Here is a 23,031-nt window from a genome sequence, read left to right as displayed (position 1 = left end):
CGGGATTGATTGGACGGATGAGACAAAATTCAGCAGCACACATGCTTCGGATAGCTGGTAGCAATCTCATCTGACGGGTTTGTGCGTAATGAAAACCAAAAGGCGCCCGGGCAGCTATTTCTATAGCCTCCCCGGACACCTGTCAATCTTTTATAAACTTAGGTGACTCAACTCTTAGTGGTTCATTCCAGCCATTCCGCCCATAATTTCCGGATTCACCATTCCGAAGATCATCGCGATGTGGGCAACAACGAGGAAGCCGCTGATCAGCATGAAATGCAGCTTAAGCTTGCTCTCTTCACTGCGTTTGCGGGCGATGAGACCGAGATCCAGCAGGGCCAGAGGCAGCAGGAAGATGACTCCGCTCAGATAAAAGCTTACCGCAACCACATCCACCCAGGTGTGCCATTCACCATTTGCGGTGAGCGGGATGAAGGCGGTAGGGAACAAGTACAGGAAAACTCCGGTGAAATAGAGTCCGGCAAGAATGCTGCATACCCGGTTGAACGCTCGGAGCGGCCCGTTCAGCTTCTTGGTGAACAGAATAATAAACTCTGTAAGCGTAATCGTCTCAGCAAAAATCACGGGAATCGCCATAAAAAGAATCAGATTCCATGGCTGATTGTCCGCCAGCAGGGACATATAATGCGTCATGTTCATGTTACATCCTCCAGGTTCAAATATAGCTTACATTGTGATGTTAGTAGATAAGTGTGTGGAAAGTATGAAGAAAGGAAGGTATGATGAACAAAGTTAAACAGGAAGGGAGCACGAACGGAAGTGAAGGACGCGTTGCATCATATTTTATTTGATCTGGACGGCACATTAACCGATCCCAAAGAAGGCATCACCAAATGCGTGGAATATGCGCTAAATAAATTAGATATTGAGGTGGAGCATCCTGACCTGCTGATCCCGTATATCGGGCCGCCGCTCTATGATTCTTTTGTTCACATCCAGGGGCTGACACATGAAGCTGCCCTGCAGGGTGTGGACTTCTACCGGGAGCGTTACCGGACGCTCGGCATGTTCGAGAACAGTGTGATTCCAGGGGTTCCGGAGTTACTGGAGAACCTGCGGAATCAGGGATTCAGCCTGTATGTGGCGACATCCAAACCCACGGTCTTTGCTGAGGAAATTCTCCGCCATTACAAGCTGGATCACTTCTTCAGGTTCACCGCTGGCAGCAATCTGGACGGGACACGCTCGAAGAAGCGCGAGGTGATCCAGTATGTGCTGGACCAGAATGATATTCCTGCCACACAGGCGCTGATGATCGGGGACCGGGAGCATGACATTATCGGGGCGAAGGCCTGCGGTGTGCCCTCCATTGGCGTGTTATTCGGCTACGGTTCGGAGGAGGAGTTATCGGCTGCCGGAGCGGATTATATTGCTGCTACGGTTGAAGAAACGGGTATGATTATTTCACGGATTTCAAGTGAATGATATTAACGGATAGATTGCCGGGGGACAGTGGCATACAACTATTATTTCAATGAGGTATTGACTTTTAGCGAAGGCATTCAGTATTATGTAACCAGCAACACCATACTTAAGGCAATGACCAGAGACAGGATATCCTCCCAGGACTGACCAGAGAGAGAAGTGCAAGGTGAGAGCTTCTTACAGAGACCAGCCGGATGTTACCCCTTTGCAGCCGTGACACTGAACCCTCCTGCTGTTAGTGAGGCTGTAAATGCCACCGACCCATCCCCGTTAACGGATGCCATGAGGATTGTGCTTATCACGTTTCCGCCGAACAGCCGGGGGTCCGTAGATACATAGTCGAATTAGGGTGGAACCACGAGCTTAGACGCACTCGTCCCTTTCCGGGATGAGATGCGTTTTTTTGCGTTCAAATCACACTAACAGAAACCTGAAGAAATGGAGGCCACAATCATGGAGATTCAAGTGAAACTGCCGGATGGAACAATTAGGAGGTATTCGCGTAACACCACAGTTGCGCAGGTTGCGGAGTCAATCAGTGCAAGTCTGAAGAAGAATGCGGTAGCCGGTAAAATCGACGGCAGGCTCGTTGACCTTGATCACCCGGTTGAACAGGATAGCCTCGTTGAAATTATAATGGCGGACAGCAGTGAGGGTCTAATGATCCACAGACATAGTACAGCTCATCTGATGGCCCAGGCTGTCGAACGGATCTACGGGGATCAGAATGTTAAATTGGGTATCGGTCCGGTCATAGAGGATGGATTCTATTACGATATTGATATAGCACGGCCGTTGTCCGTAGAGGATTTGGGTGCGATTGAGCAGGAAATGGAGAAGATAATCGGAGAAAATCTGCCGATTCTGCGCCGGGTTGTCAGCAGAAGTGAAGCGATGGAACGGTTCCGGCAGCTGGAGGAGCCACTTAAGCTTGAACTGCTCCGTGACCTGCCGGAGGATGCAGTGATCAGCTTGTATGAGCAAGGTGAATTCACTGATCTGTGCCGGGGGCCGCATTTGCCGTCTACTGGGCGGATCAAGGCCTTCAAGCTGCTTAGCGTAGCGGGAGCCTACTGGCGCGGGGATTCAGATAATCAGGTGCTCCAGCGGATATACGGAACTTCATTCTTCAAGAAATCCCAGCTGGAGGAGCATCTCCACATGCTGGAGGAAGCGAAGAAGCGTGACCACCGCAAGCTGGGCAAGGAACTTGGGCTGTTCATGTTCTCCGAAGAAGCGCCGGGCATGCCGTTCTATCTGCCGAAGGGCATGATCATCCGTACAGAGCTGGAGAACTTCTCGCGTGAATTGCAGAGGTATAGTGGTTACGATGAGGTCCGCTCACCCCTGATGATGAACAGAAGGCTATGGGAGCAATCCGGACACTGGGATCATTATAAAGACGAGATGTATTTCACAAAAGTGGATGAAACAGATTTTGCGCTCAAACCGATGAACTGCCCCGGACATATGCTGATCTACAAGAACAGCCTTCGTTCCTACCGGGAGCTGCCGATCCGGATTGCTGAATATGGCCAGGTCCACCGCCATGAATTCTCAGGAGCGCTGAATGGAATGATGCGTGTCCGCACGTTTTGCCAGGATGATGCCCACCTGTTTGTCCTGCCTGAACAGATTGAGGATGAAATTAGCCGGGTGCTGGAGCTCATTGATCAGATGTACAAAGTATTCGGTTTCGAGTACAAGGTGGAGCTGTCCACACGTCCGGATGATTATATGGGGGCTGAAGAACTCTGGGATCAGGCGGAGCTATCGCTCGAACGCGTGCTGAAGAATAACGGGATCGAGTATCGGGTGAATGAGGGGGATGGCGCTTTTTACGGGCCTAAGATCGATTTCCATGTCCTTGATGCCTTGAAAAGAAGCTGGCAATGCGGTACAATCCAGCTGGATTTCCAAATGCCGGAGAAGTTCGATCTGACTTATATTGGTGAAGATAACGGAAAGCACCGTCCGGTAGTCATTCACCGTGCTGTATTTGGCTCCATTGACCGGTTCATGGGCATTCTTACAGAGCACTTCAGCGGAGCATTTCCGCTGTGGCTGTCTCCCGTGCAAGTCAAGCTGCTGCCTGTATCCGGGGTTCATGCTGATTATGCCTTCGAGGTTAAAAAGCAGCTGCAGGCGGCCGGACTGCGGGTTGAGCTGGATGCGCGGGATGAGAAGCTGGGCTACAAAATCCGTGAAGCGCAGCTGGAGAAGGTGCCTTATATGCTCGTACTCGGAGATCAAGAACAGAACAACGGTACAGTTTCCGTACGAGGCCGTGCGGAGAGTACACAAATACCGCTCAGCGTGCAGGAATTCATTCAGCTGCTGGCCGGCCAAATCGCAGAGCGGAAATAAATTGCTTCATTAAATAGGTAGCCAAAAAATAGGTAGTCAAAGGTCTGGAGGGCTGATGCATGATTTCGAAGAATGCTGAGCAACTGGAGGGTGGCGTGATCAGGCTTGTGCCACTGATGGAAGAGCATAAGCCAGAGCTGGTTAAGGTGCTGAACGATCCGCTGATCTGGGAATATACCTGGAGAAGGATCACTACAGAAGAGCAGGTAGGACAATTGATAGACGCGGCATTGATGAACAAGGCCAAAGGTACGGATATCCCTTTTGTCATCATTGAGCAGGCTTCCGGCCGGATTGCCGGCACTACGCGGATCATGCATCTGGACCGGACACACCGCAATGCTGAGATCGGCTGCACCTGGATTTCGTCGGATTACTGGAGAACAGCTGTGAACACAGAGTCGAAGTTGTTGCTTCTGCAATACTGTTTCGAGGGACTCGGACTAATCCGCGTTAACTTCTCTATTGTCAGTACTAACCTCCGGTCGCAGCGGGCGGTCGAACGGATTGGCGCTGTCCGGGAAGGCGTGCTGCGCAAGCAGCGCCTCACCTCTGACGGCAAGGTTATGGATAATGCGCTGTACAGTATCATTGATGACGAGTGGCCTGCGGTGAAGGCTAATCTTGATTATCTGTTGAATGTGAAATATAAGTAGCTGCATCCATCCGGGTGCCCAAGCGAAACTTAGAGGGGTCCCATTGTGGGCTCCTCTATTATTTTTTGCAAATAGCCATATCTGAGAAACATTGATATAATAGAAAGACATGAGGATAGAAACATACATTCCCATTTTTTATGGGTCCTAATCATTTACTCAACGTCTATATCTCTGTATGTTCTGGCCCATACTTCACCCCTCGGGGAGGATTTGGGTTTATGCTATGTTGTGAGGGTGAAGGCATGAAAGAGCGAATCAAGGAAGTTATTGAGAGTAAGTTTAGGAATTCACGCAAAACCAGAAGTATTATTAAACTTGGAGACCTTGTGGAAGCAATACAGAAATCCTTCGAATACCGGGGTGACTACGAGGATAGTGCAGGAGGATTCTCGGCGTTTCAATCCGGGATTATACAGTTGGTTGATGAAGGATATTTAACAGCCATGTCTAAACCCAAGCAATACATGCATACAAAACTGGATGAAGTCTACTGGTTGGCTGCACCAGTTTATTCTCTGGCAGGCTGGAGTGAAGCTGCTATGATGCGTGTCATCGGTGCCAAAGAGCTGAATTTGGATTATTACAGGAATCATCCTGAAGCGCAGTCTGCAGTCGTGTGGAAATACATAGAGCGCATATATCATTTTTTGCGTACAGCAGAGCATAGAGAGTCAATAACTCGCGAGGAGCGTTCGCTGGAGCTTTTTGATCAGGAGAAGTTTCTGTCGAAGCCCGAAGGTAAGCAATTTCTAACCAGGCTCGGCATGAACCTGGAAATGCTTAAAGCTGATATTGTATATGAAGATTTCGAACATTATAAGACACTGAATAGACCTACACGGAAGGTACTGATCACGGAGAACCATTCATTCTACAATTCCGCCAAAAGATTGATGGTGAACGGACTAATGGTATGCGGATTGCAACCGGATATGCTGATCTACGGGGAAGGCTGGAAGATCATCAGCAGTTTGTATTTTTTGAAGGAACGGGTGGATCATCCGCTTGAAGCTGAGCTGTTCTACGTTGGTGATATGGATAAGACGGGCTGGGACATCTATGGAAATTTGAAGCGAAGCTATCCGGAGCTGAATATTAAGCTGGCACTCCCGGTGTATAGTTATATGCTCAGCAAGGCCCATCAATCGTACGATTATGAAAAAGAACAAAACGACTGCCCTCCGCATCATTTGAAGATTGTGCGTGAGGAAGTATCCACTGTTCCCGAACTGCTGCTGTGCATGAATACACTGCTGAAAGAGAACAAGAGGATTCCCCAGGAAGTCCTAAATTATGAAGTGATGGCGAGGTTGGCTGGAGCATGAACTGGAATGATTTTGGAGAACGGAATAAACGGCTGAATCCCCTATGGAGTCTGGGGGCAGGCATGAATCTCGGCGAGCTTCAGCCTTATAAGGAAATGATTGCTCTAAGCGTGCTGCTGCAGGTCTATTATCTGGAGCTGGAATCGAATGAGCAGAGATCCAGGGAGGACCTGGTCGAATTGACGTGGAGCTCGCTTGAACGCTTCGGCATCGCGAGGCTCGGAAGTCCGGAATCGGTGGAACGGCTGGTGGACGGGCTGCTGTGGAGCGGAAACGGCGGGGATTTCGAGGCCAATTATTACGATGATCAGTCCCGTCAGATGGCGGTGCAGAAATACAAATATTTCACAGTGGATGAAGATGCTACCCGGACCAGCTGGGAAGAGAACGGGACCACAATCTACCGGCTCTCCGAATATGCGATGGAGCTGATCTTCATGAGCCATGAGATCATTGACGAATTTCAGATCAGCATCAAGCTGCTCGAGATTCAGATGCATATCAAGCATGGACGGGTAACGAGGGCGATGCAGGATGTGAATGAACTGATCTCCCGGGTGCGGAAGATGACGCAGCAGCAGCAGGAATACCGCAATGCGCTGCGCCGCAATCCGAAGCATATCTTCAGCGAATATGGCGCTCAGCGGCACCAGCGGCTGGAGGAGATTCACCAGCAATTTGACGAAGAACGCAAGCATTTCGATAATATTCACCGCTCGCTGGCCCGGCTGGCCAATGATGAGAAGGATGTCATCGACTTCAATGAGCTGCGGCTGCTCTCCGAGCGGGTCGAACTCTCCCGTCGAGTGCATGATGAGCTTGCCGAAGTGGTACTTAGCATTTTTGAAGCGGAAACCAATCTCAGGCTCAACTTCCCGGAGCTGTTCTGGGGTGCCGCCGGCTTCAACTTCCGTACCCATGTCTGGGAGGAATGGGTGAAGCCGGAAGGGTTGCCGGATGGAGACAGCATGGAAACTCTGATCAGCGGGCTATTCTCTCCCAGCCAAGACTTTATTTATCCGCTGGCCTGGGCCTGGGAAGAGCAGGACGTCGGCTTCCTGCCGGACGAATTGCCGGACGACCCGGATGAAGCCGGGGAGGAGGAGGAACTCCACTATGTCCCCAAAAGCATACCGTGGACCGAGGTATCTGAGCTTTGGCTGCCGGTCTTTGCCGGACTGGCAGAACAGGGAAGCTTTACATTCTCGGCAGAGGCTTTCACGGAGGATGAACAGCGGCGCTGGGCGGTTACTCCCAATGCGGTGGACCTGTGGGTTCAATTTTTCCATACCGAAATTAAGGTGCAGGAGCAGGAAGCGGAAGGTCACGGCGGGGCCGACGAATGTCAGAAGCTGATTGGGCGTCTGATCGCGGACCACCCGGAGCTTGAGACCTTGCGGGGCAAAGTGCTGCAGACCAGGATTGCTAACGGGCAGCAGGACAGCATCCGCTGGCCCGGCCTGGAGATCAGTCCTTATACCATTACTATAGTAGAGAAGTGAGATGATTCAGCATGAGTTATTCGTTAGAGCAAGTACAACAGGCTTCACGGCTGTTCTTCGACCTGCTTCGCCGCAAGGTGATATCACTTGATGATCCCGCTGCTGCTGAATGCCTGCAGGATACCGTTGCTTATGATGCCTTACAATATGTAGCCAAGGAAGCCGGCTGCCGGATTATGAACTCCGGGCATCGTCTGCACCTGCTCGTGAGTCCAATGGGTTCCGGCTTTGCCAGCAACTTCACACAGCTGCGCAATAAATATTCGCGCATCGAACGCAAGACGCATCTGCATATCATCAACGTAATCATTCTGGTGTTCCTGGCCGAGATGGATCAGGATGAACAGCATTTCAAGCCGGGTCAGGACAGCATGTCCTACATACAGCTCTCGGATCAGGTATCCGCCCTGTTCCAGACATGGATGGACATGGACGAAGACGGCAGCTTCAGCAAGCAGTGGCGGTTGGATATTCAGGCGATGCACAAAGTATGGAGCAGCCTGTATATGCAGACCAAAAGCCAGGAGGAGGGCGATTCGCTGACCCGCGGCGCCGGCTCACGGATCGGCCTGATCCATGAGGGGATGAAGCTGCTGGAGGAAGAGCATCTGGTATTCATCTCCGAGAATGAGAAGCGGATTTTCCCCCGGGAAGAGCTGTATGAGCGGATGCGTTATCTCTATCATGATGTGGACCGCTATAAGGAGCTGAAGGCCCTGATTGGCCGGACACTCAGCGAGAAGGAGGAGGAAGCCCATGCCGCGCATTGAGCGAATCCGCATCGCCGGACTTAAATATGAGAAGATGCTGAAGAAATATGAGGATATGATCCTCGACCTGTGCAATGAGGAAGGCCCGTCCAACACGCTGATTACGCTGATGAACGGCGGAGGAAAGGGCGTGCTGCTGCAGTCGATATTCCAGCTGCTGATGCCCAAGGCTGCCTGGGGTAAAGATAACGAGAACCAGGTAGAAGCCTTCTTCCATAATCACAAAAAACAGCTGAAGCCCTATACGTTCCACGTTGCCATCGAATGGCGGCTGGACGAGCCGGAACGGACAGAATACATAACCACCGGAATCGCAATGACTGCCCAGAACTCGATGGATCAGCTGGAGATCAAAGTTGATTATCTGCTCTATGCGCTGCTCAATTATGATGAGAATGCGGAGCTTACATTGTCTACCCTGCCGCTCTATGATCACGAGCTGAACACTCCGGCCAGCTTTGAAGCGATTCAGCAATTTGTCCGTGAGCGGCGTAATGAGATCGTTGCGTATGGCAGCCACAGCTCGGACCTGAAGAAATATTATGCTTTTCTGGCAGACCGGGATATTCATATTGATGAATGGCGGAATATGCGGAGAATCAACGGCGAGGAGGGCGGAATCAAAGGCTATTTCCAGAAGAATGATGCCTTCACCAACCATAATCTGTTCGAGAAGCTGATTATTCCGGAAATCGGGTCCAGTCTGAACGGCAGCATGCGCGAGGATGAAGGCTCGCTTCAGCGGATGTTCATAGATTCCGCTACGGTTGCACAGCGGCTGCCGATGCTGGAGCAGAGAGAACGGGCTTTTGCCGAATTCACTTCACTTGCCGCCCCGCTCTACGAGGCTGTCAAGCAGGGGACGGAGGCTGACCGCAGCTTTCAGGAAACGGAATTGCTTGGACGGCAGCTGTACACCGTGATCTATGATGAGCTGAAGAATGCCGAAGACAAACGCCGCAAAACTACGGATGAGCTAGCCGGGCATTATCAGGAAGCGAAGCAGCTGAAATTTGAGACGGATAATCTGAAGTATCTGAAGCTCAAGGAAGAGCGTGACAGCAAGCAGGATGATTTCAAAGCGATCTCGGATAATCAGGCACGGGCTAAGCAGCGGCTGGAGGAATCGAAGATCAAGGAAAAGGATCTTGAGGTTGCCCATTATTTAGCCAGACGCAGACTGCAGATCCGCCAGATGGAGCAGTGGCAGAAGGAAATTGAAGCCATTGAAGGCTCCCTTGCGATGAAGGAGCGTCAAGAGGTTATCCAAGCGACCAAGCAGGAGCTTCGCCTGCAGTGGGATGAGGTCTACCGGTTGTGGCAGGCGCGAATGCTGTTCTTCAGCGGCCGCCAGCAGGCTCTGGGTGCAGAAGATGCTGTTCTGCGCAAAGGCCGGGAGGCATTCCTGCTTGAACTCGGCGGACTTGAGGGCAAGATTCATGAATTGACGGCGCTCATCCGCCAGTATACCGAAGATCTGGGAGTGTTCGCTTCCCGCCACGGGCAGGAGGCTGCCCATTCCCCGTCAGCCGCCCTTCAGCGCACGCTGATTGCAGCCAGAAGCATTGCCGAGAATATCGTTGTCCTGAACGAGCAGCGCAAATCCGCAGAAGAAGAGAAGCTTGCTCTGCATACCAGACATACACGGCTGACTGAGAAGCTGCTGGGGGCTGCAAGCCAGGTGGAGGAGCTTACGGACCGGATTGAAGGCCAGATGGGCAAGGAATCACAGCTCTGGTCACAGCTCGTAGTCCTGCTGGAAATGTATGAAGAACATCAGCAGCTCGGGACGACAGCATTGTTCGAGGCCAAATCACTTATCCAGGAACGGTTCATCCGCAGACTGGATGATGCCGAGCAGCAGACGAAGCGGCTCAGACGGGAATACTATAATCAGCTGCTGGATGTAGAGCTGCAGCAGGAAGCCTATTGGCTGCCTAATAATGATATCCTGACGGTGAAGGATGCCCTGGATGCCCTGAAGATCAGCTCCATGATCGGCAGTGCATATCTGAACGACCAGTCTTACCTGCTCCGTGAAGAGGAGCTGGAACGTCACCCGCTGCTGCCTTACGGGCTGATTGTAACGAAGCGTGAATCGGCTAAGCTTCAGCCTGAGCTGCTTCAGGAGCTTCTGCTCAAATCGCCTGTCCCGGTCTTCGTGCGTGAGGAAATGGCGGATGCCACAGGAGCTTCATTCCTGCTGCTCTCCCATCAGGGGCCACAGATGGTGCTGCAGCCGGAGCGTTTCCTGGACTGGAAGCAAGGGATCGCCTCCCGGCTCAAAGAGCGGGAAGAAGAGCTGCAGGATGCGGAAGGGTATCTGGCGAAGCTGAAATCAGCCAGACAGGAGTATGACCGGCTGCTCCAGAGTGAACACACCGTAAGTCTGCGGGCCAGACAGAAGGTATTAGAGACCCTGCAGCAGGAGCTTGGCAAGAGTCTGAATGAGTTGAACGCTGAAATGTCGCTGAATGAAGAGACTCTATCCGGAATTTCCAGAGACCTGGCTGTCAGTGAGGCCGAGAAAACCGAGCATGAGGCCAGGGCAGCGTCGCTGCGTGAGTGGGCGGAGCGTAGCCGGAAGCAGGAGCAGGATTACAAGGACAAACAAAAGTCAGTTGAATTGAAGACAGGCTTAAGCAAAGAGATTGCCGTTAAGGAACAACAGCTGGCACATTTAAAGGCAGATATGGACAGCCTCGCCCTGCAGCGTGAGAAATGGCTGGGAGAAGCTAAATATTCCTTGTTCCCGCGTTTGCAGAACTGGTTCCCGGAAATTCACTTCCCAAGTGAACATGGCGAAGCTGCACAAGATACTGTGCAGGAGGAAACAGTGCCGGATGAGGCTGTACAGGATAAGCTGCTGCAGCTGCTGAGTACCGTGGAAAGTCTGCAGCAGTCCCTCAGCCAGAATGAGCTGGAAATCCGCACACGGGCTGCCCAGATCAAAGCGGCAGGTCAACAGCTGGTTGAACTGGAAGCAGCTGTGCAGCAGGTTGATGCCGGATGGCCGTCCGCACCTGAACCGGCTGATTCACCGGAGGTTATTCAGTCGGCCAGAACGCGGCAGAAGAGTGACACGGGAATTCTCGATGAGGATTATCAGCATATCCGTGATTCCTACATCCGTTGTATGGCGGAGCTGGATAACCTGCAGAAGGAGCTGGGCAAATCCGAGAAGGCCATCAAGGAGAAGCACGAGCGTGCTGTGGAGCTCTGGCATGAGCCGCTGGGCCAGAAGGAAGAAGAGATCAGTGCGCGCTTCCGCGAGAATGAGTATTTGCTGAATACAAGCAAGCAGACGCTTGCCTCTATGGATATATGGCTGCAGACACTCTCTAATCAGAGCAAGGTCATGGATACCCATGTCGAGAGCCGCGTACAGCTGCGGGATGTTCCGGAAGAGGTGCAGCTGGATGTGCGGGAGAACTGTGAGCAGCTGGTTGCAGATTGGCTCCTGCGCAGCAAGGAGAGCCGCAGCCAGCGTGCGGAGATCTCGCGCAAAGTCAAAGAAGAGAAGACAGCACTCAGCGGCAGACTGGCCAAGTCCGGCTGGAACGCAGAGCTGGAGACCAAAATTCAGGATCGCCTGAACACGGTTCACTGGGATGATTTCTCGATTGCACTGCAGGTACTGGACTCCATGCTCCAGAGCTCACGTGATCAGATTGAGAGTATCCGCAGTGACAAGGAAGATATGGAGCTGTCGCGCAAGCTGTGGGTAGGACGTGCCGCGAAGCGGGTCGTGCAGATTACCGACATTCTCAAGCGGATGGAACGCCGGATGATTATTCATAATGAGAACGGGCATGCCTTCCCGCTGGTCCGGCTGAATTACAAGAATATTACCGTTCCGAGAACGACAGATGACATCGAACCGCTGGTCAGTGAGTATTTCAACCGCTGCATCAGCAGCCTGCTGGAGAAGTTCCCGAAGATCGAACAGGTTCCGGCTTCCGCAGTCAGAGAGCTGATTAATGACGGGCGGATGGTGTATGCCGCGCTGCAGAACCGCTTCCCGGTGCTCCAGGTATATAAACCGGTGACCGAGAATTATTTCCTCTACGCAGCACCGGAAGAGTACCATTACTCGGATTGGGAGGTCATTAACCGCGGGGCGCTGGATGAGGCCGTCGGCAGCGGCGGTCAACGCCAGTCGGTTCAGCTGCTGGTGGCGATGATGATTATGACCCACAAGCGCGTCAACCGTGAGAATAAAGGCTGGACGGTCTTCCTGTACGATAATCCGTTCGGTGAAATGGTCTCCAATAACGTGCTTGATCCGGTATTCGAGATTTCCAAGGCGCTGAAGTTCCAGTGGCTGATCGTTACGCCGCCGGAGCTGGTGAAGAATGATGTCAGCATCCGCTTCGGCGTGTACTGGCAGCTGTATTTTGGCGGTGATAAAGGAGATGCACTGGATTCAACCCTGATTAAGGGCGGCCGCAAGCTGATCCCTGCCTCATTGTTCTAGCAACAATCCAAATTATATAGATGGGTGGTATTCTTATAATGATGAATCTAAAATCGGCAACGAAGTTAGCTAACGGTGTAGAAATGCCTTGGTTTGGTCTGGGAGTGTTCAAGGTCCAGGAAGGTCAAGAGGTTGTGGATTCTGTCAAAGCAGCAATTAAGGCCGGATACAGAAGCATTGATACAGCAACTGTGTATGGTAATGAAGAGGGAGTCGGCCAGGCGATCCGTGAATCCGGGGTTGCCCGCGAAGAGCTGTTCATCACCACCAAGGTATGGAATAACGATCAGGGGTATGATTCTACGCTGGCGGCATTTGACCTGAGTCTCAGCAAACTGGGATTGGACTATGTAGATCTGTATCTGGTGCATTGGCCGATCCGAGCCAAATATAAAGACACCTGGCGTGCACTTGAGAAGCTGTATGCGGATGGCAAAGTCCGGGCGATCGGTGTCTCGAACTTCCAGATTGATCATTTGGAAGATCTTTTAACTGAAACTAACGTGAAGCCAATGGTTAACCAGGTCGAGCTTCATCCGCTGCTTAGCCAGCTAGAGCTCCGTGAGTATTGCAAGGCGCAAGGTATCCAGATTGAAGCGTGGGCTCCGCTGGCCCAAGGCAATCTGCTGGACAATGAGGTGATTGCTGACATTGCGGCACGCCATAACAAAACGCTGCCTCAGGTCATCCTGCGCTGGGATCTGCAGAACGGTATCGTGACTATTCCTAAGTCGGTCAAGGAAGAGCGGATTATCGCGAATGCCGATATCTTTGATTTCGAGCTGTCAGAGGATGAAATCAGCCGCATTAATGCGCTGAACAACAACCAGCGTTTTGGATCGCATCCGGACAGATTTAACAACGAGTAACCTCCGGGCAGTCTCTTTTGAATATTTACTAGATTCGGACATAAGTATAAAGGGAATGGAACTATATCCCATTGTGTGCTTAACCGATATAGTATAGTAGAGATATGAGTAGCCGGAGGGGTATTAATGTATGGGAAAACTTTAAAAACTGCGCTTATCGCTATCCTGATGATCCTGCTACTGCTGCCGCTGGCGTCAAGCCGCACGGAGGCGGCTGTTCCGGCACATTCGGAGTCCTTTTATGTGAATGACTTCGCGGAAGTCATTGATCAGAAAACAGAGAACTATATGGTCAATTATGGCGTGAAGCTGCATCAGCAGACCGGTGCACAGGTTGTACTGGTAACAGTGGATTCTACAGGCGGAACATCGATGGAAGATTACGCGACTTCGCTGTTCAATGCATGGGGAGTCGGCTCGGCGGATAAGAACAACGGAGTCCTGCTGCTGCTCTCCACCCAGGATGATGATTACTGGGCGGTACCGGGCAAAGGTCTGGAGGATACACTGAACGACAACGTGTTATCTCAGATTCTCTCGGAGTCACTGGAGCCGGATTTCGCGGCGAAGAACTATAGCGCTGGTGCGCGCAAAACCTATGGTTCATTAATTCAGGAGCTTGGCGGAATCTATTCGGAGCAGGTCGGCTCCAAGAACTATGTCGCAGACAATGCCGGAGTCTTCAAGCAGGTAACGAAGGATTATCTCAACCAGTCCAGCAACCGCTATGCGGCAACGACAGGCAGCGGGATCTATGTAGTGACTGTCAAGAATTCCGGTGATACAAGCCTGCAGGATTATACGTATGCGAAGTTCGCCGGCGTAGCAGCTGGACCTAGAGATGTAATGCTGGTGCTGGATATCGGCGGAGATAATTATCATGTCCTTCAGGGTAAGGATATCGACAATCTGTTGACTAATGATATGATCGGCGGGATTCTGGATACTGCGCTTGAACCGAAATTTGCGGCAAAAGATTACGCCGGCGGGGCAACCGCTACGGCGAATGCCTTCTACAACTTTTTCCTGGCCAGAGCGGATCATAGCCAACAGTCTGCAGTTCAAAGCGCTGAGTCTGCGGAGGTAAACACGTTGCCGGCAGCGGACAACCCTTCGAAAGTGCAGGTGCGTACGTATCCAGCCTCCGGCTATGATCCGCTAGACAAAGATCCGGTTGACCATTTAGACGGGAGTGCTATTATTCTTTGTTTTCTAATATTGGTGTTGGGCTTCAGCGTATCCGCCTCGCGCCGCAACCGGAATATTGCCCGGTACGGAATCGGATTTAACCCGCATCACCCCGGCAATATACAGCGCTATGGTGTTTGGACGGGGCAGCCGGATTATGGCATCAGGCGTAGGAGCTATACCCAAAGAAGCCATAGCCAAAGAAGCTATAACCAGCGGCCTCAACCCCGCAGCTCATCGTCCCGTAATGAATCACGGAGCAGCTTCTGGGGCAGTAATTCGGGAGGCGGAGGTTCAACAAATGGCGGGGGCTCGGGCCGCTCTTCCTCCTCCAGTAGAGAAACGAATCATGGAGGCGGAGGCTCGTCAAGCGGAGGCGGCTCAGGCCGTCATTCCTCGGGATCTTCCAGCAGCAGCGGAGTGGGCCGCCACTCCTCTGGTTCTTCTGGGGGCGGCAATTCCGGCGGAGGCGGCAACGCAAGTGGCGGCGGTGGTGTAGGCAGACACCGGTAATCTGTTCTTTTCAATTCTTATATCTGTAATAGTCTGACTAGAGACAGCACAAATACAACGGCAGCGCCTCCCCTTTTGCGGGCTGGCCTGCCATTTTTTTGCTTCATACATAAGTACAACCGGAATGGAACTATATACCATAATGTGCGTAACCGATATAGTATAGAAGAGATATAACTAGCGGAGGGGTACGAATGAATCGTAAAAGTATACTAGCAGCGTTTACCGTCATCCTTATGATCCTGCTTCTGCTGCCGCTGGCGCCAAGCCGGATGGAGGCAGCTGTTCCCGCTCATTCGGAGTCCTTTTATGTGAATGACTTCGCGGGCGTAATCGATCAGAAGACAGAGAATTATATGGTCAATTACGGCGTGAAGCTGCATCAGCAGACTGGTGCTCAAGTTGTGCTGGTGACGGTGAATACTACGAACGGAACACCGATGGAAGAGTATGCAACCTCGCTGTTCAATGCATGGGGAGTCGGCTCAGCGGCTAAGAATAACGGAGTCCTGCTGCTGCTCTCCACCCAGGATGATGATTACTGGGCGGTTCCGGGCAAAGGCCTGGAGGATACGCTGAACGACAATGTGTTATCCCGGATTATATCGGAGTCGCTGGAGCCGGATTTTGCCAAGAAGGATTACAGTGCTGGCGCGCGCAAAACTTATGGTGCGTTAATTCAGAGTCTTGGCGGAATCTATTCGGAAACTGTCAGCACCAAAAACTATGTATCGGATAATGCCGGAGTCTTCAAGCAGGTAACGAAGGATTATCTGAACCAGTCCAGCAACCGTTATGCGGCAACGACCGGAAGCGGGATCTATGTAGTGACAATCAAGAATTCCGGTGATAAAAGCCTGCAGGATTATACGTACGCAAAGTTCGCCGGTGTAGCCGCAGGGCCTAAAGATGTGATGCTGGTGCTCGATATCGGCGGAGATAACTATCATGTATTACAGGGCAAGGCAATCGATGGAGTCTTGACCAATGAACGCATTGGCGGAATACAGGACACGGTACTTGAACCCGAATTTGCCGCAAAAGATTACGCCGGAGGGGCAACCGCCACGGCGAATGCCTTCTACAGCTTCTTCCTGGCCAGAGCAGATGCCAGCCAGGAGGCTGCGGCGGGCACCAAATCAACCGCTGCAGCAGCAACCCAATCACCTGTGAAATCGCATATTAACGACAAACCGAAACCCGTCAGCGCATCTACAGGATTAAAGATTATGGGAGTGTATCTGATAATCATTGCTCTATTCAGTTTTGCTGCATCCGGCCGCAACCGTTTAATTGCCCGTTTCGGATCACAGCTTAATCCGTTCAACCAGCAGAATATGAACCGTCTAGTTACCAGGTTCGGCTCAGGTTCTACTATGAGGCAGCGGCGGCACCGCCGGCATGAGCGGCATCGTAACGAAGCCTTGAATCACAGCAGTTCGCAGAGCAGCTTCTGGGGTAGCAATGAGGGAGGCGGCGGTTCATCAAGCGGAGGCGGAGTAGGGCGCTATTCCTCTTACGAGGATGAAAATGAGGGGGACGGCGGTTCTACCAATGGTGGTGGAGCGGGGCGTTATTCTTCCTATGATGACGATGACGATAATAATTCCGGCGGAGGCGGCAGTGCAAGCGGCGGAGGCGGTGTAGGCAGACACCGGTGATAGGCTGGAGCTGTAGACTATGCAAATAAAGTATTGTAAAAAAGGACAGTGGCCGTGTGACCGCCCTGTCCCTTTTTCATAGATAAAGATATAGATGTGACGAGCTTACGGTTTGATCAAGGTTTACAGATCGACTCTCAAGGTGCCCAGCATCTTGACGAACTTCGGATCGTGATAGGATAAGAAAAGGCTGTCCCGCGTATCGAGGGCGGTAATTTGTCCGATGTCCTCCGCGCTCAACTCAAAATCGAAAATATTGAAGTTCTCCGCGATCCGCTCTTTTCTCACTGATTTTGGAATCACAACGATACCACGCTGAACAAGCCAGCGCAGCACGACCTGGGCGACGGACTTGTTGTGTTTCTCAGCAATTGAAGCCAGTACTTCGTTGCCGAACATGTTGCCCAGTCCTTCAGCGAACGGTGCCCACGACTGGTGCTGCACGCCCTGATCCTTCATAAAAGCAGCGCTCTCGGCCTGCTGGTAGAACGGGTGCGTTTCGATCTGGTTGACAGCAGGTACGATTTCATTATGCACAATGAGGTCCATCAGACGGTCGGGCAGGAAGTTGCTGACACCGATCGCCTTGATCTTGTTCTCACGGTACAATTCTTCCATCGCACGCCAAGCGCCGTAGTAATCCCCGAACGGCTGGTGAATAAGGTATAGATCGAGATAGTCCAGCTGCAGCTTATGCAAGGATTTGGCGAACGCCAGCTTGGCACTCTCGTAGCCGGCATCCTGAACCCAAAGCTTGGTCGTGATGAACAGCTCCTCACGCTTCACGCCGCTACGCTTGATTGCGCGTCCAACCGCTTCCTCGTTGAGGTAACCGGCCGCTGTGTCAATGAGGCGGTATCCCGCCATCAGAGCTTCATATACGGCGTTCTCGCATTCTCCAGCATCCGGGATTTGGTAGACGCCAAAACCGATGATCGGCATTTGCACACCATTGTTTAAGGTTACGTTTAGCATTATAATTCCTCCAAGTATTCAGATGTATAACAGCAAACGGTATGTATCCCGAAGTAGGATACTGAAGCGGGGGTTCCACTTCCATCCGAGTTGCATTACAATAAGCCTATCGCCTTCGTGTAACACGAAGTCAAGCGGTCTTATCATTTTTTTCAAGGAGGATCACACATGCATACGGTCAAAGAAGCCGCCCAGATTACTGGACTCACTGAGCATGCTGTACGCTTTTACACCGATAAAGGGCTGGTGCCCAGCGTACAGCGAAACCAGAATAATATCCGGCTGTTCGATGAAGAATCGATCAACTGGCTGCATGGCGTCAGATGTCTCAAGCAATCCGGCATGCCGATTGAAGTTATCAAAATATACATTGATCTCTGTCTCGAAGGAGATTCGACCCTTCCGCAACGCAGTGAACTCATAATGAAGCATAAAGAAGCAGCGCTCATTAAGCTTGAAGAAGCTAAACGGCATATAGCCCATCTGGAACAAAAAACTGCCCTATATCAGGACATTCTGGAGCATGGTGCACCAGATACGACCAATCCCCGCAACTGGGCCGAAATTCAGCATATGCATGCTGACGTATTTTACTCTCCCGCTGTCCGGAAGGCGTGAGATGCTCCGAACGAACAGATTTGCACAATAGTATTATCTTTGAAGAAAATTCGAAATCGGAGGAGAAGCAAACATGAGAAAACTCGTATTGTTCATGCATGTGTCGCTGGACGGGTATGCGTCGGATTCGAATGGAGGACTAGATTGGATTCCGTACAACGAGGAATTAGAGAAATACGCTGAGGAGGTCGTAACCGAGGTCGGCTCTCCCGTATACGGACGCACGACGTATCGGATGATGGAGAGCTACTGGCCCTCGGTGCTGGACGATCCGAATGCGTCGAGGCACGATATGGAGCATGCCAAATGGCTGCAGGATGTTAAGAAGATCGTTATTTCCGGCTCGATGGACATTGTGGAATGGAACAATACGATGCTGATCAAGGATAATATCGCCGAGGAAATCAGGGTACTCAAGGAGCAGCCTGGCAACAATCTCGTTATCTTCGGCAGCCCTGGGGCGGCGAAGACGTTGCTTGAGCTCGGCCTGATAGACGAATTCCTGCTGACGATTTGTCCGGTCATTTTGGGTAGTGGGAAATCAGCATTCCACGATGACGGTGAGAAAATCAGGCTCAAGCTGCTGTCCAGCCGAACGCTCAAGTCGGGCATTATCGCGGCCCGCTATGAGTTGGAGAAATAGCCTTGCCGTACAAAGTGTTACACTTAGCTTGACAATTCGCCGATATGAAAAAACTCCCCATACTGTAGACAGGTTGTATGATCTCACCTGTCTACCATATGGGGAGCCTATCACTTTTAGGAATACGGTCTTAATGTTGTAATAATTCCTTGGCTCCGTGTGAGGGAGGAGCCTATCACTAGTTATTAAGCTGAATACTTTTGCGTATTAGCCTTTACTGTGAAGAGTAACCTGGTAACCGTCCGGGTCGGCAAATGTGAAGGTTCGCCCGAAGGGGCCGTCTATTGGTGCGGATGTAATCTTTACGCCTGCTGCAATAAGCTTGTCGTGGATGTCTTGCGTATCAGGGGCATGAAGCCACAGAGCGACACCAAGTCCAGGTTGAGTACCTGCACCGAGTTCGATTCCAGGCATTAGGTCACGAAGAGCAAATGCAATAGGCTTGGTATCAAAGACCACAGCATGAGGTGGTCCCGCCTGAGAGCGTACCAGTCCGAGATAGTTTTGATAGAATTCCGCAGAGCCTTCAAGATTGCTCACCTGAAGTGAAATGAAGTCGGGTCCAATTGCTGACATAATAATGTCCTCCTGTTTATGTTATTAGAATAATCCTCTGACTCGCCATCGCCTCAAAATCAGCATTTGCAAATCTTCAATGCACTATTCGTATGTCTTGATTATACAAGCCCCCTACTGCCAACAGCATGTCAGTAGCGTTCTTTCATTTTTTCGATTTCTTCTCTTATCCGGTTTTTGAAGGATTCAGGTTCAGTGACTACTACATCTGCCCCCCATCCAAGCATCCAACTCAGCAATTCTTCCGGCTCGCGGACACGAAAGGTGACATGGTAACCGTCCTCTTTGGATTCGGCAGTCTCCATATAATAGTTATTGGCTTCTTCAACTCTATCTGTGATGTCTGAATTAAAAATGGCGCAGACCCGTATGCTGCGGGTATCCTTCGGCCGGTAGGACTCAAGGTTGAAGTTATCGGGAGTCTGAAACGTATCCTCAGTCACGGTAAGGTCACTGATCCGGGAGACCCGAAAATGGCGGATATCCTCCCTCAGGTCACAGAAAGCAAGTAACAGCCAGCCATTCTGCTCATCATGTGCCAATCCGTATGGCGATACAGTTCGCACATTTACCCGGTTTCCATCAGCTTCAGCCACCCGCTTGTGATAGGTGAAACGAATTTTCTTGCCCTCCAGCATGGCTTCACGAATGATTCCCAAGTTTATTTTCTCCCGGGCCATTACGACCTTTTCATCCTTTTGGAGCAACCGGATGCTCCCTTGTATTCGGGTTGTCTCCTCACGGATGGGCCGGGAAAGAATGGCTTCTATTTTTCTGCGGGAAGAACGGGCACTATTGCGATAAGTCGGATCAAAACGTTTTTCTATGAATTCAGCTCCAAGAAGAAGTGATACTGCCTCTTCTGTGGTAAAACTGATGGGTGGAAGAAAATAGCCTTCCATCAAAGAGTATCCTAATCCTGTCTCACCGATGATGGGAACACCCGCTTCACTCAGAGCATGCATATCACGATAGATCGTTCTTACACTAACCCCTAAGACCTCTGCTAATTCATCAGCTGTCTGCAATTTGCTTCGCTGTAGTTCCATCACAATCGATAAAAGACGCTCTGTTTTATTCAATGGAAGCTGCACTCCCTTGCTTAGAATTCAATCGTTGATCATATCTTTCGTGGTTTCAAACTGGACAGAGAATTGACCAAACTGAAACTTTTAAACTTCTATATTGGTCTATTATGAGATATGTGAGTTTATAGAAGTATACAACAAAAGGCTTGTTTAGGGAGGATATCTAGAAGTGAATTCTTCATCATTACCGCAACGTTCCACTGTCCGCAAGAAGAAAAAACCGGCCCGTAAGCGCAAGAAAAGGGGCTTTTTCCGTACAGTCTTCAGAGTATTTATGTTCTGCCTCATCCTGCTAATTATAGCCGGAGGCTGGCTCTACCTTGCACCGTCTGCCCAGAACACTCGATATCTGATCGCCGATACACTGATTACGACTCAACACCGGTATATGGCCAAATATATTATTGGCGAAGATGAGCTTAAGAACCGCGTCAGCGAATATACAGAGCGGTTTCAGGAGATGGGCAATGAGGTAGACACCCATGTGATTGAGCCGGAGCCCGTGGTCCCGGAGGATAAACCGCTGGTCGAGATTGAAAAGGTTACTGGCAGCGGGTACGCAGGTTATGTGATGATTGTTAACGATCCGAAGAAGGTTCGCCTCGGTGTACCTAATAAGATCGGTTCAGGGGAAAAGGTATCCAGTATGGTGGCGCGGACAGGGGCAATCGCCGGGGTGAACGGTGGAGGCTTCGCCGATCCGAACTGGAAAGGTAATGGCTTCAAGCCGATCGGGCTGGTCGTCTCGCAAGGGAAGCTGTACTATAACGGACTTGGCGGCAAGAAGTCTACGCAGATTGTGGGTCTCGATAAAGAAGGCAAAATGATTGCCGGAAATTACACGTTAGATGAGCTGAGCAAGATGGGTGTGCAGGAGGCGGTGACTTTTCAGCCGCGGATTATCGTGAATGGCAAAGGCCAGATCAAGAATGCCGCTGAAGGCTGGGGGATCGCCCCAAGAACGGCTATGGGCCAGCGGGCGGACGGTGCACTGATCTTCGTGGTCATCGACGGGCGGCAGCCGGGCTACAGCATCGGGGCGAACCTGTATGATGTGCAGCAGATTATGCTGAAGCAGGGTGCAGTGATCGCAGCCAATCTGGACGGGGGATCATCCACTGTACTGGTGAAGGACAACGAGATTCTTAACAAGCCTTCTTCACAATACGGGGAGCGTTATCTGCCTACGGCATTCCTGGTGTTTGAGAATCCCGAGCAGGCGGATATCAAGAACATCTGGGAAGGACTGGATCCGTCCAAAATCGATGCAGGCAAGAAGCGGGCCCAATAACTTCAGCTTTTCACGCTACATAATCCCTAGTAGATTGGGCGCGGCAAGGTGTGATAGGATAACTATTAAATTCTTATTTGTAGCATAGGTGAATTCCTTGATCAGAGGGGGAACAGGTTTGACATTGCAGCAGCTCCGCTACGCAATTGAGATTGCGAACAGCGGCTCTATGAACGAAGCGGCCAAAAGGCTATTTGTGTCACAGCCCAGCCTCTCGAATGCTATCAAGGAGCTGGAGAGCGAGCTTGGCATTACAATCTTCGAACGCAACAACCGGGGGATCAGCATCTCGGCGGAAGGCATGGAGTTTCTGGGCTATGCCCGGCAGATTATTGAACAAACGGAGTTTATGGAGAACCGCTATACCGGCAAGAAACGCAGTCCGATCTACTTTTCGGTATCAACGCAGCACTATGCTTTTGTTACGGACGCATTTGTGAAGCTGATGAAGGAGAGTAAGATAGCGGAATACAATTTCAGCCTGCGGGAGACGCAGACCTATGAGATTATTGAGGATGTGCGTACCCTGCGCAGCGATATTGGTATTCTGTATATCAATGAGAGTAACTATAAGGTAATGAACAAGCTGTTCAGCGACGGGAACCTGAAGTTTACACCGCTATTCAATACGAATCCGCATGTATATGTTCGGGCAGGACATGTGCTGGCCGGCAAAGAGAGAATCACTATTGATGATATTCTTGCGTTTCCTTATATTACTTTTGAGCAGGGGGATAACAATTCACTGCACTTCTCGGAGGAAATGCTTAGCTTCACACAGATTGAGAAGAATATTAAAGTTACCGACCGCGCCACACTGACTCATCTGCTGCTCGGAAGTGATTCGTATACGGTAGGCACAGGGATAATGGCCTCTGAGCTGAATGATGCAGGACTGGTCACTATTCCTTTTGACAGCAAAGAGGTGTTCTCTGTCGGCTGGATTGCCCACAAGGACCGAAAACCGAGCGAGATTATGTCGGGGTATATTAACATTCTGAATGATCTGGTGTCGGATAATTATTTCGAGCTTGAATCATTCCTACTTTAACAGCAGGAGGGA

At 51.0% G+C, this 23,031-nt stretch carries 18 protein-coding genes; 14 read left to right on the top strand and 4 right to left on the bottom strand.

Going from position 1 to position 23,031, the window contains the following annotated elements:
- Window positions 1-174: 174 nt before the first annotated feature.
- Window positions 175-660, bottom strand: coding sequence for a DUF6803 family protein (locus tag NSQ73_RS16245; RefSeq protein WP_340987282.1), 486 nt, complete (start codon window positions 658-660; stop codon window positions 175-177).
- Window positions 661-780: 120 nt separating this feature from the next.
- Between NSQ73_RS16245 and NSQ73_RS16240 the strand changes: the two genes are divergently transcribed.
- The 10 genes from NSQ73_RS16240 to NSQ73_RS16195 all read left to right on the top strand — a co-directional run bounded on the left by NSQ73_RS16240 (window position 781) and on the right by NSQ73_RS16195 (window position 16,777).
- Complete coding sequence (locus tag NSQ73_RS16240) at window positions 781-1,446, top strand: HAD family hydrolase (protein WP_340987281.1); 666 nt, start codon at window positions 781-783, stop codon at window positions 1,444-1,446.
- Window positions 1,447-1,899: 453 nt separating this feature from the next.
- The gene (gene thrS / locus NSQ73_RS16235; protein WP_340987280.1) at window positions 1,900-3,813 is read left to right on the top strand and encodes a threonine--tRNA ligase; all 1,914 of its coding nucleotides are present in this window, start codon (window positions 1,900-1,902) and stop codon (window positions 3,811-3,813) included.
- A gap of 59 nt (window positions 3,814-3,872) precedes the next feature.
- Window positions 3,873-4,469: a GNAT family N-acetyltransferase gene (locus NSQ73_RS16230; protein ID WP_340987279.1), complete on the top strand. Its 597-nt coding sequence runs from the start codon at window positions 3,873-3,875 to the stop codon at window positions 4,467-4,469.
- 329 nt (window positions 4,470-4,798) lie between these two features.
- On the top strand, window positions 4,799-5,797 hold the full coding sequence (locus NSQ73_RS16225) for a Wadjet anti-phage system protein JetD domain-containing protein (protein ID WP_340987278.1): 999 nt from the start codon (window positions 4,799-4,801) through the stop codon (window positions 5,795-5,797).
- Window positions 5,794-7,299 (top strand): hypothetical protein, encoded by a 1,506-nt coding sequence (locus tag NSQ73_RS16220; RefSeq protein ID WP_042137094.1) that lies wholly within the window; start codon window positions 5,794-5,796, stop codon window positions 7,297-7,299. Before NSQ73_RS16225 ends, NSQ73_RS16220 begins: the two co-directional genes overlap by 4 nt.
- Before the next feature lie 11 nt (window positions 7,300-7,310).
- The gene (locus tag NSQ73_RS16215; protein WP_042137096.1) at window positions 7,311-8,069 is read left to right on the top strand and encodes a DUF6063 family protein; all 759 of its coding nucleotides are present in this window, start codon (window positions 7,311-7,313) and stop codon (window positions 8,067-8,069) included.
- Window positions 8,056-12,546 carry a hypothetical protein gene (locus tag NSQ73_RS16210; RefSeq protein WP_340987277.1) on the top strand — a complete coding sequence of 1,497 codons (4,491 nt, stop codon included), beginning with the start codon at window positions 8,056-8,058 and terminating at the stop codon, window positions 12,544-12,546. The genes NSQ73_RS16215 and NSQ73_RS16210 overlap by 14 nt, the downstream gene beginning before the upstream one ends.
- A gap of 35 nt (window positions 12,547-12,581) precedes the next feature.
- On the top strand, window positions 12,582-13,415 hold the full coding sequence (locus tag NSQ73_RS16205) for an aldo/keto reductase (protein ID WP_340989294.1): 834 nt from the start codon (window positions 12,582-12,584) through the stop codon (window positions 13,413-13,415).
- A 126-nt stretch (window positions 13,416-13,541) separates the two neighbouring features.
- Entirely contained in the window at window positions 13,542-15,116 is a 1,575-nt protein-coding gene (locus NSQ73_RS16200) for a TPM domain-containing protein (RefSeq protein ID WP_340987276.1), read from the top strand.
- 194 nt (window positions 15,117-15,310) lie between these two features.
- A complete protein-coding gene (locus tag NSQ73_RS16195; RefSeq protein WP_340987275.1) occupies window positions 15,311-16,777 on the top strand; it encodes a TPM domain-containing protein in 1,467 nt (488 codons plus the stop codon).
- Between the two features lie 123 nt (window positions 16,778-16,900).
- Here the strand turns inward: NSQ73_RS16195 and NSQ73_RS16190 are convergent, their stop codons facing one another.
- Entirely contained in the window at window positions 16,901-17,752 is an 852-nt protein-coding gene (locus NSQ73_RS16190) for an aldo/keto reductase (RefSeq protein ID WP_340987274.1), read from the bottom strand.
- Window positions 17,753-17,920: 168 nt separating this feature from the next.
- Here NSQ73_RS16190 and NSQ73_RS16185 point away from each other — a divergent pair, with 168 nt between their 5' ends.
- Together NSQ73_RS16185 and NSQ73_RS16180 are read left to right on the top strand one after the other, a co-directional pair.
- On the top strand, window positions 17,921-18,370 hold the full coding sequence (locus tag NSQ73_RS16185; RefSeq protein WP_340945903.1) for a MerR family transcriptional regulator: 450 nt from the start codon (window positions 17,921-17,923) through the stop codon (window positions 18,368-18,370).
- A gap of 73 nt (window positions 18,371-18,443) precedes the next feature.
- The gene (locus NSQ73_RS16180) at window positions 18,444-19,013 is read left to right on the top strand and encodes a dihydrofolate reductase family protein (protein ID WP_340987272.1); all 570 of its coding nucleotides are present in this window, start codon (window positions 18,444-18,446) and stop codon (window positions 19,011-19,013) included.
- A gap of 207 nt (window positions 19,014-19,220) precedes the next feature.
- On the opposite strand, the gene NSQ73_RS16175 is transcribed toward NSQ73_RS16180, so the two are convergent.
- Together NSQ73_RS16175 and NSQ73_RS16170 are read right to left on the bottom strand one after the other, a co-directional pair.
- Window positions 19,221-19,589 carry a VOC family protein gene (locus NSQ73_RS16175; RefSeq protein ID WP_340987271.1) on the bottom strand — a complete coding sequence of 123 codons (369 nt, stop codon included), beginning with the start codon at window positions 19,587-19,589 and terminating at the stop codon, window positions 19,221-19,223.
- Window positions 19,590-19,720: 131 nt separating this feature from the next.
- Window positions 19,721-20,671, bottom strand: a complete 951-nt coding sequence (locus NSQ73_RS16170; protein WP_340987270.1) for a helix-turn-helix transcriptional regulator — start codon at window positions 20,669-20,671, stop codon at window positions 19,721-19,723.
- Between the two features lie 175 nt (window positions 20,672-20,846).
- Here NSQ73_RS16170 and NSQ73_RS16165 point away from each other — a divergent pair, with 175 nt between their 5' ends.
- Entirely contained in the window at window positions 20,847-21,968 is a 1,122-nt protein-coding gene (locus tag NSQ73_RS16165) for a phosphodiester glycosidase family protein (RefSeq protein WP_340987269.1), read from the top strand.
- A gap of 118 nt (window positions 21,969-22,086) precedes the next feature.
- Window positions 22,087-23,019, top strand: coding sequence for a LysR family transcriptional regulator (locus NSQ73_RS16160; protein ID WP_039291538.1), 933 nt, complete (start codon window positions 22,087-22,089; stop codon window positions 23,017-23,019).
- Window positions 23,020-23,031 lie beyond the last annotated feature (12 nt).

The organism is Paenibacillus sp. FSL R10-2736 (genome assembly GCF_038000245.1).
Lineage (GTDB): Bacteria > Bacillota > Bacilli > Paenibacillales > Paenibacillaceae > Paenibacillus_AQ > Paenibacillus_AQ phytohabitans.
Note: the sequence above shows the minus strand (reverse complement) of the source record. Positions and strands in the feature narration are given on the sequence as shown.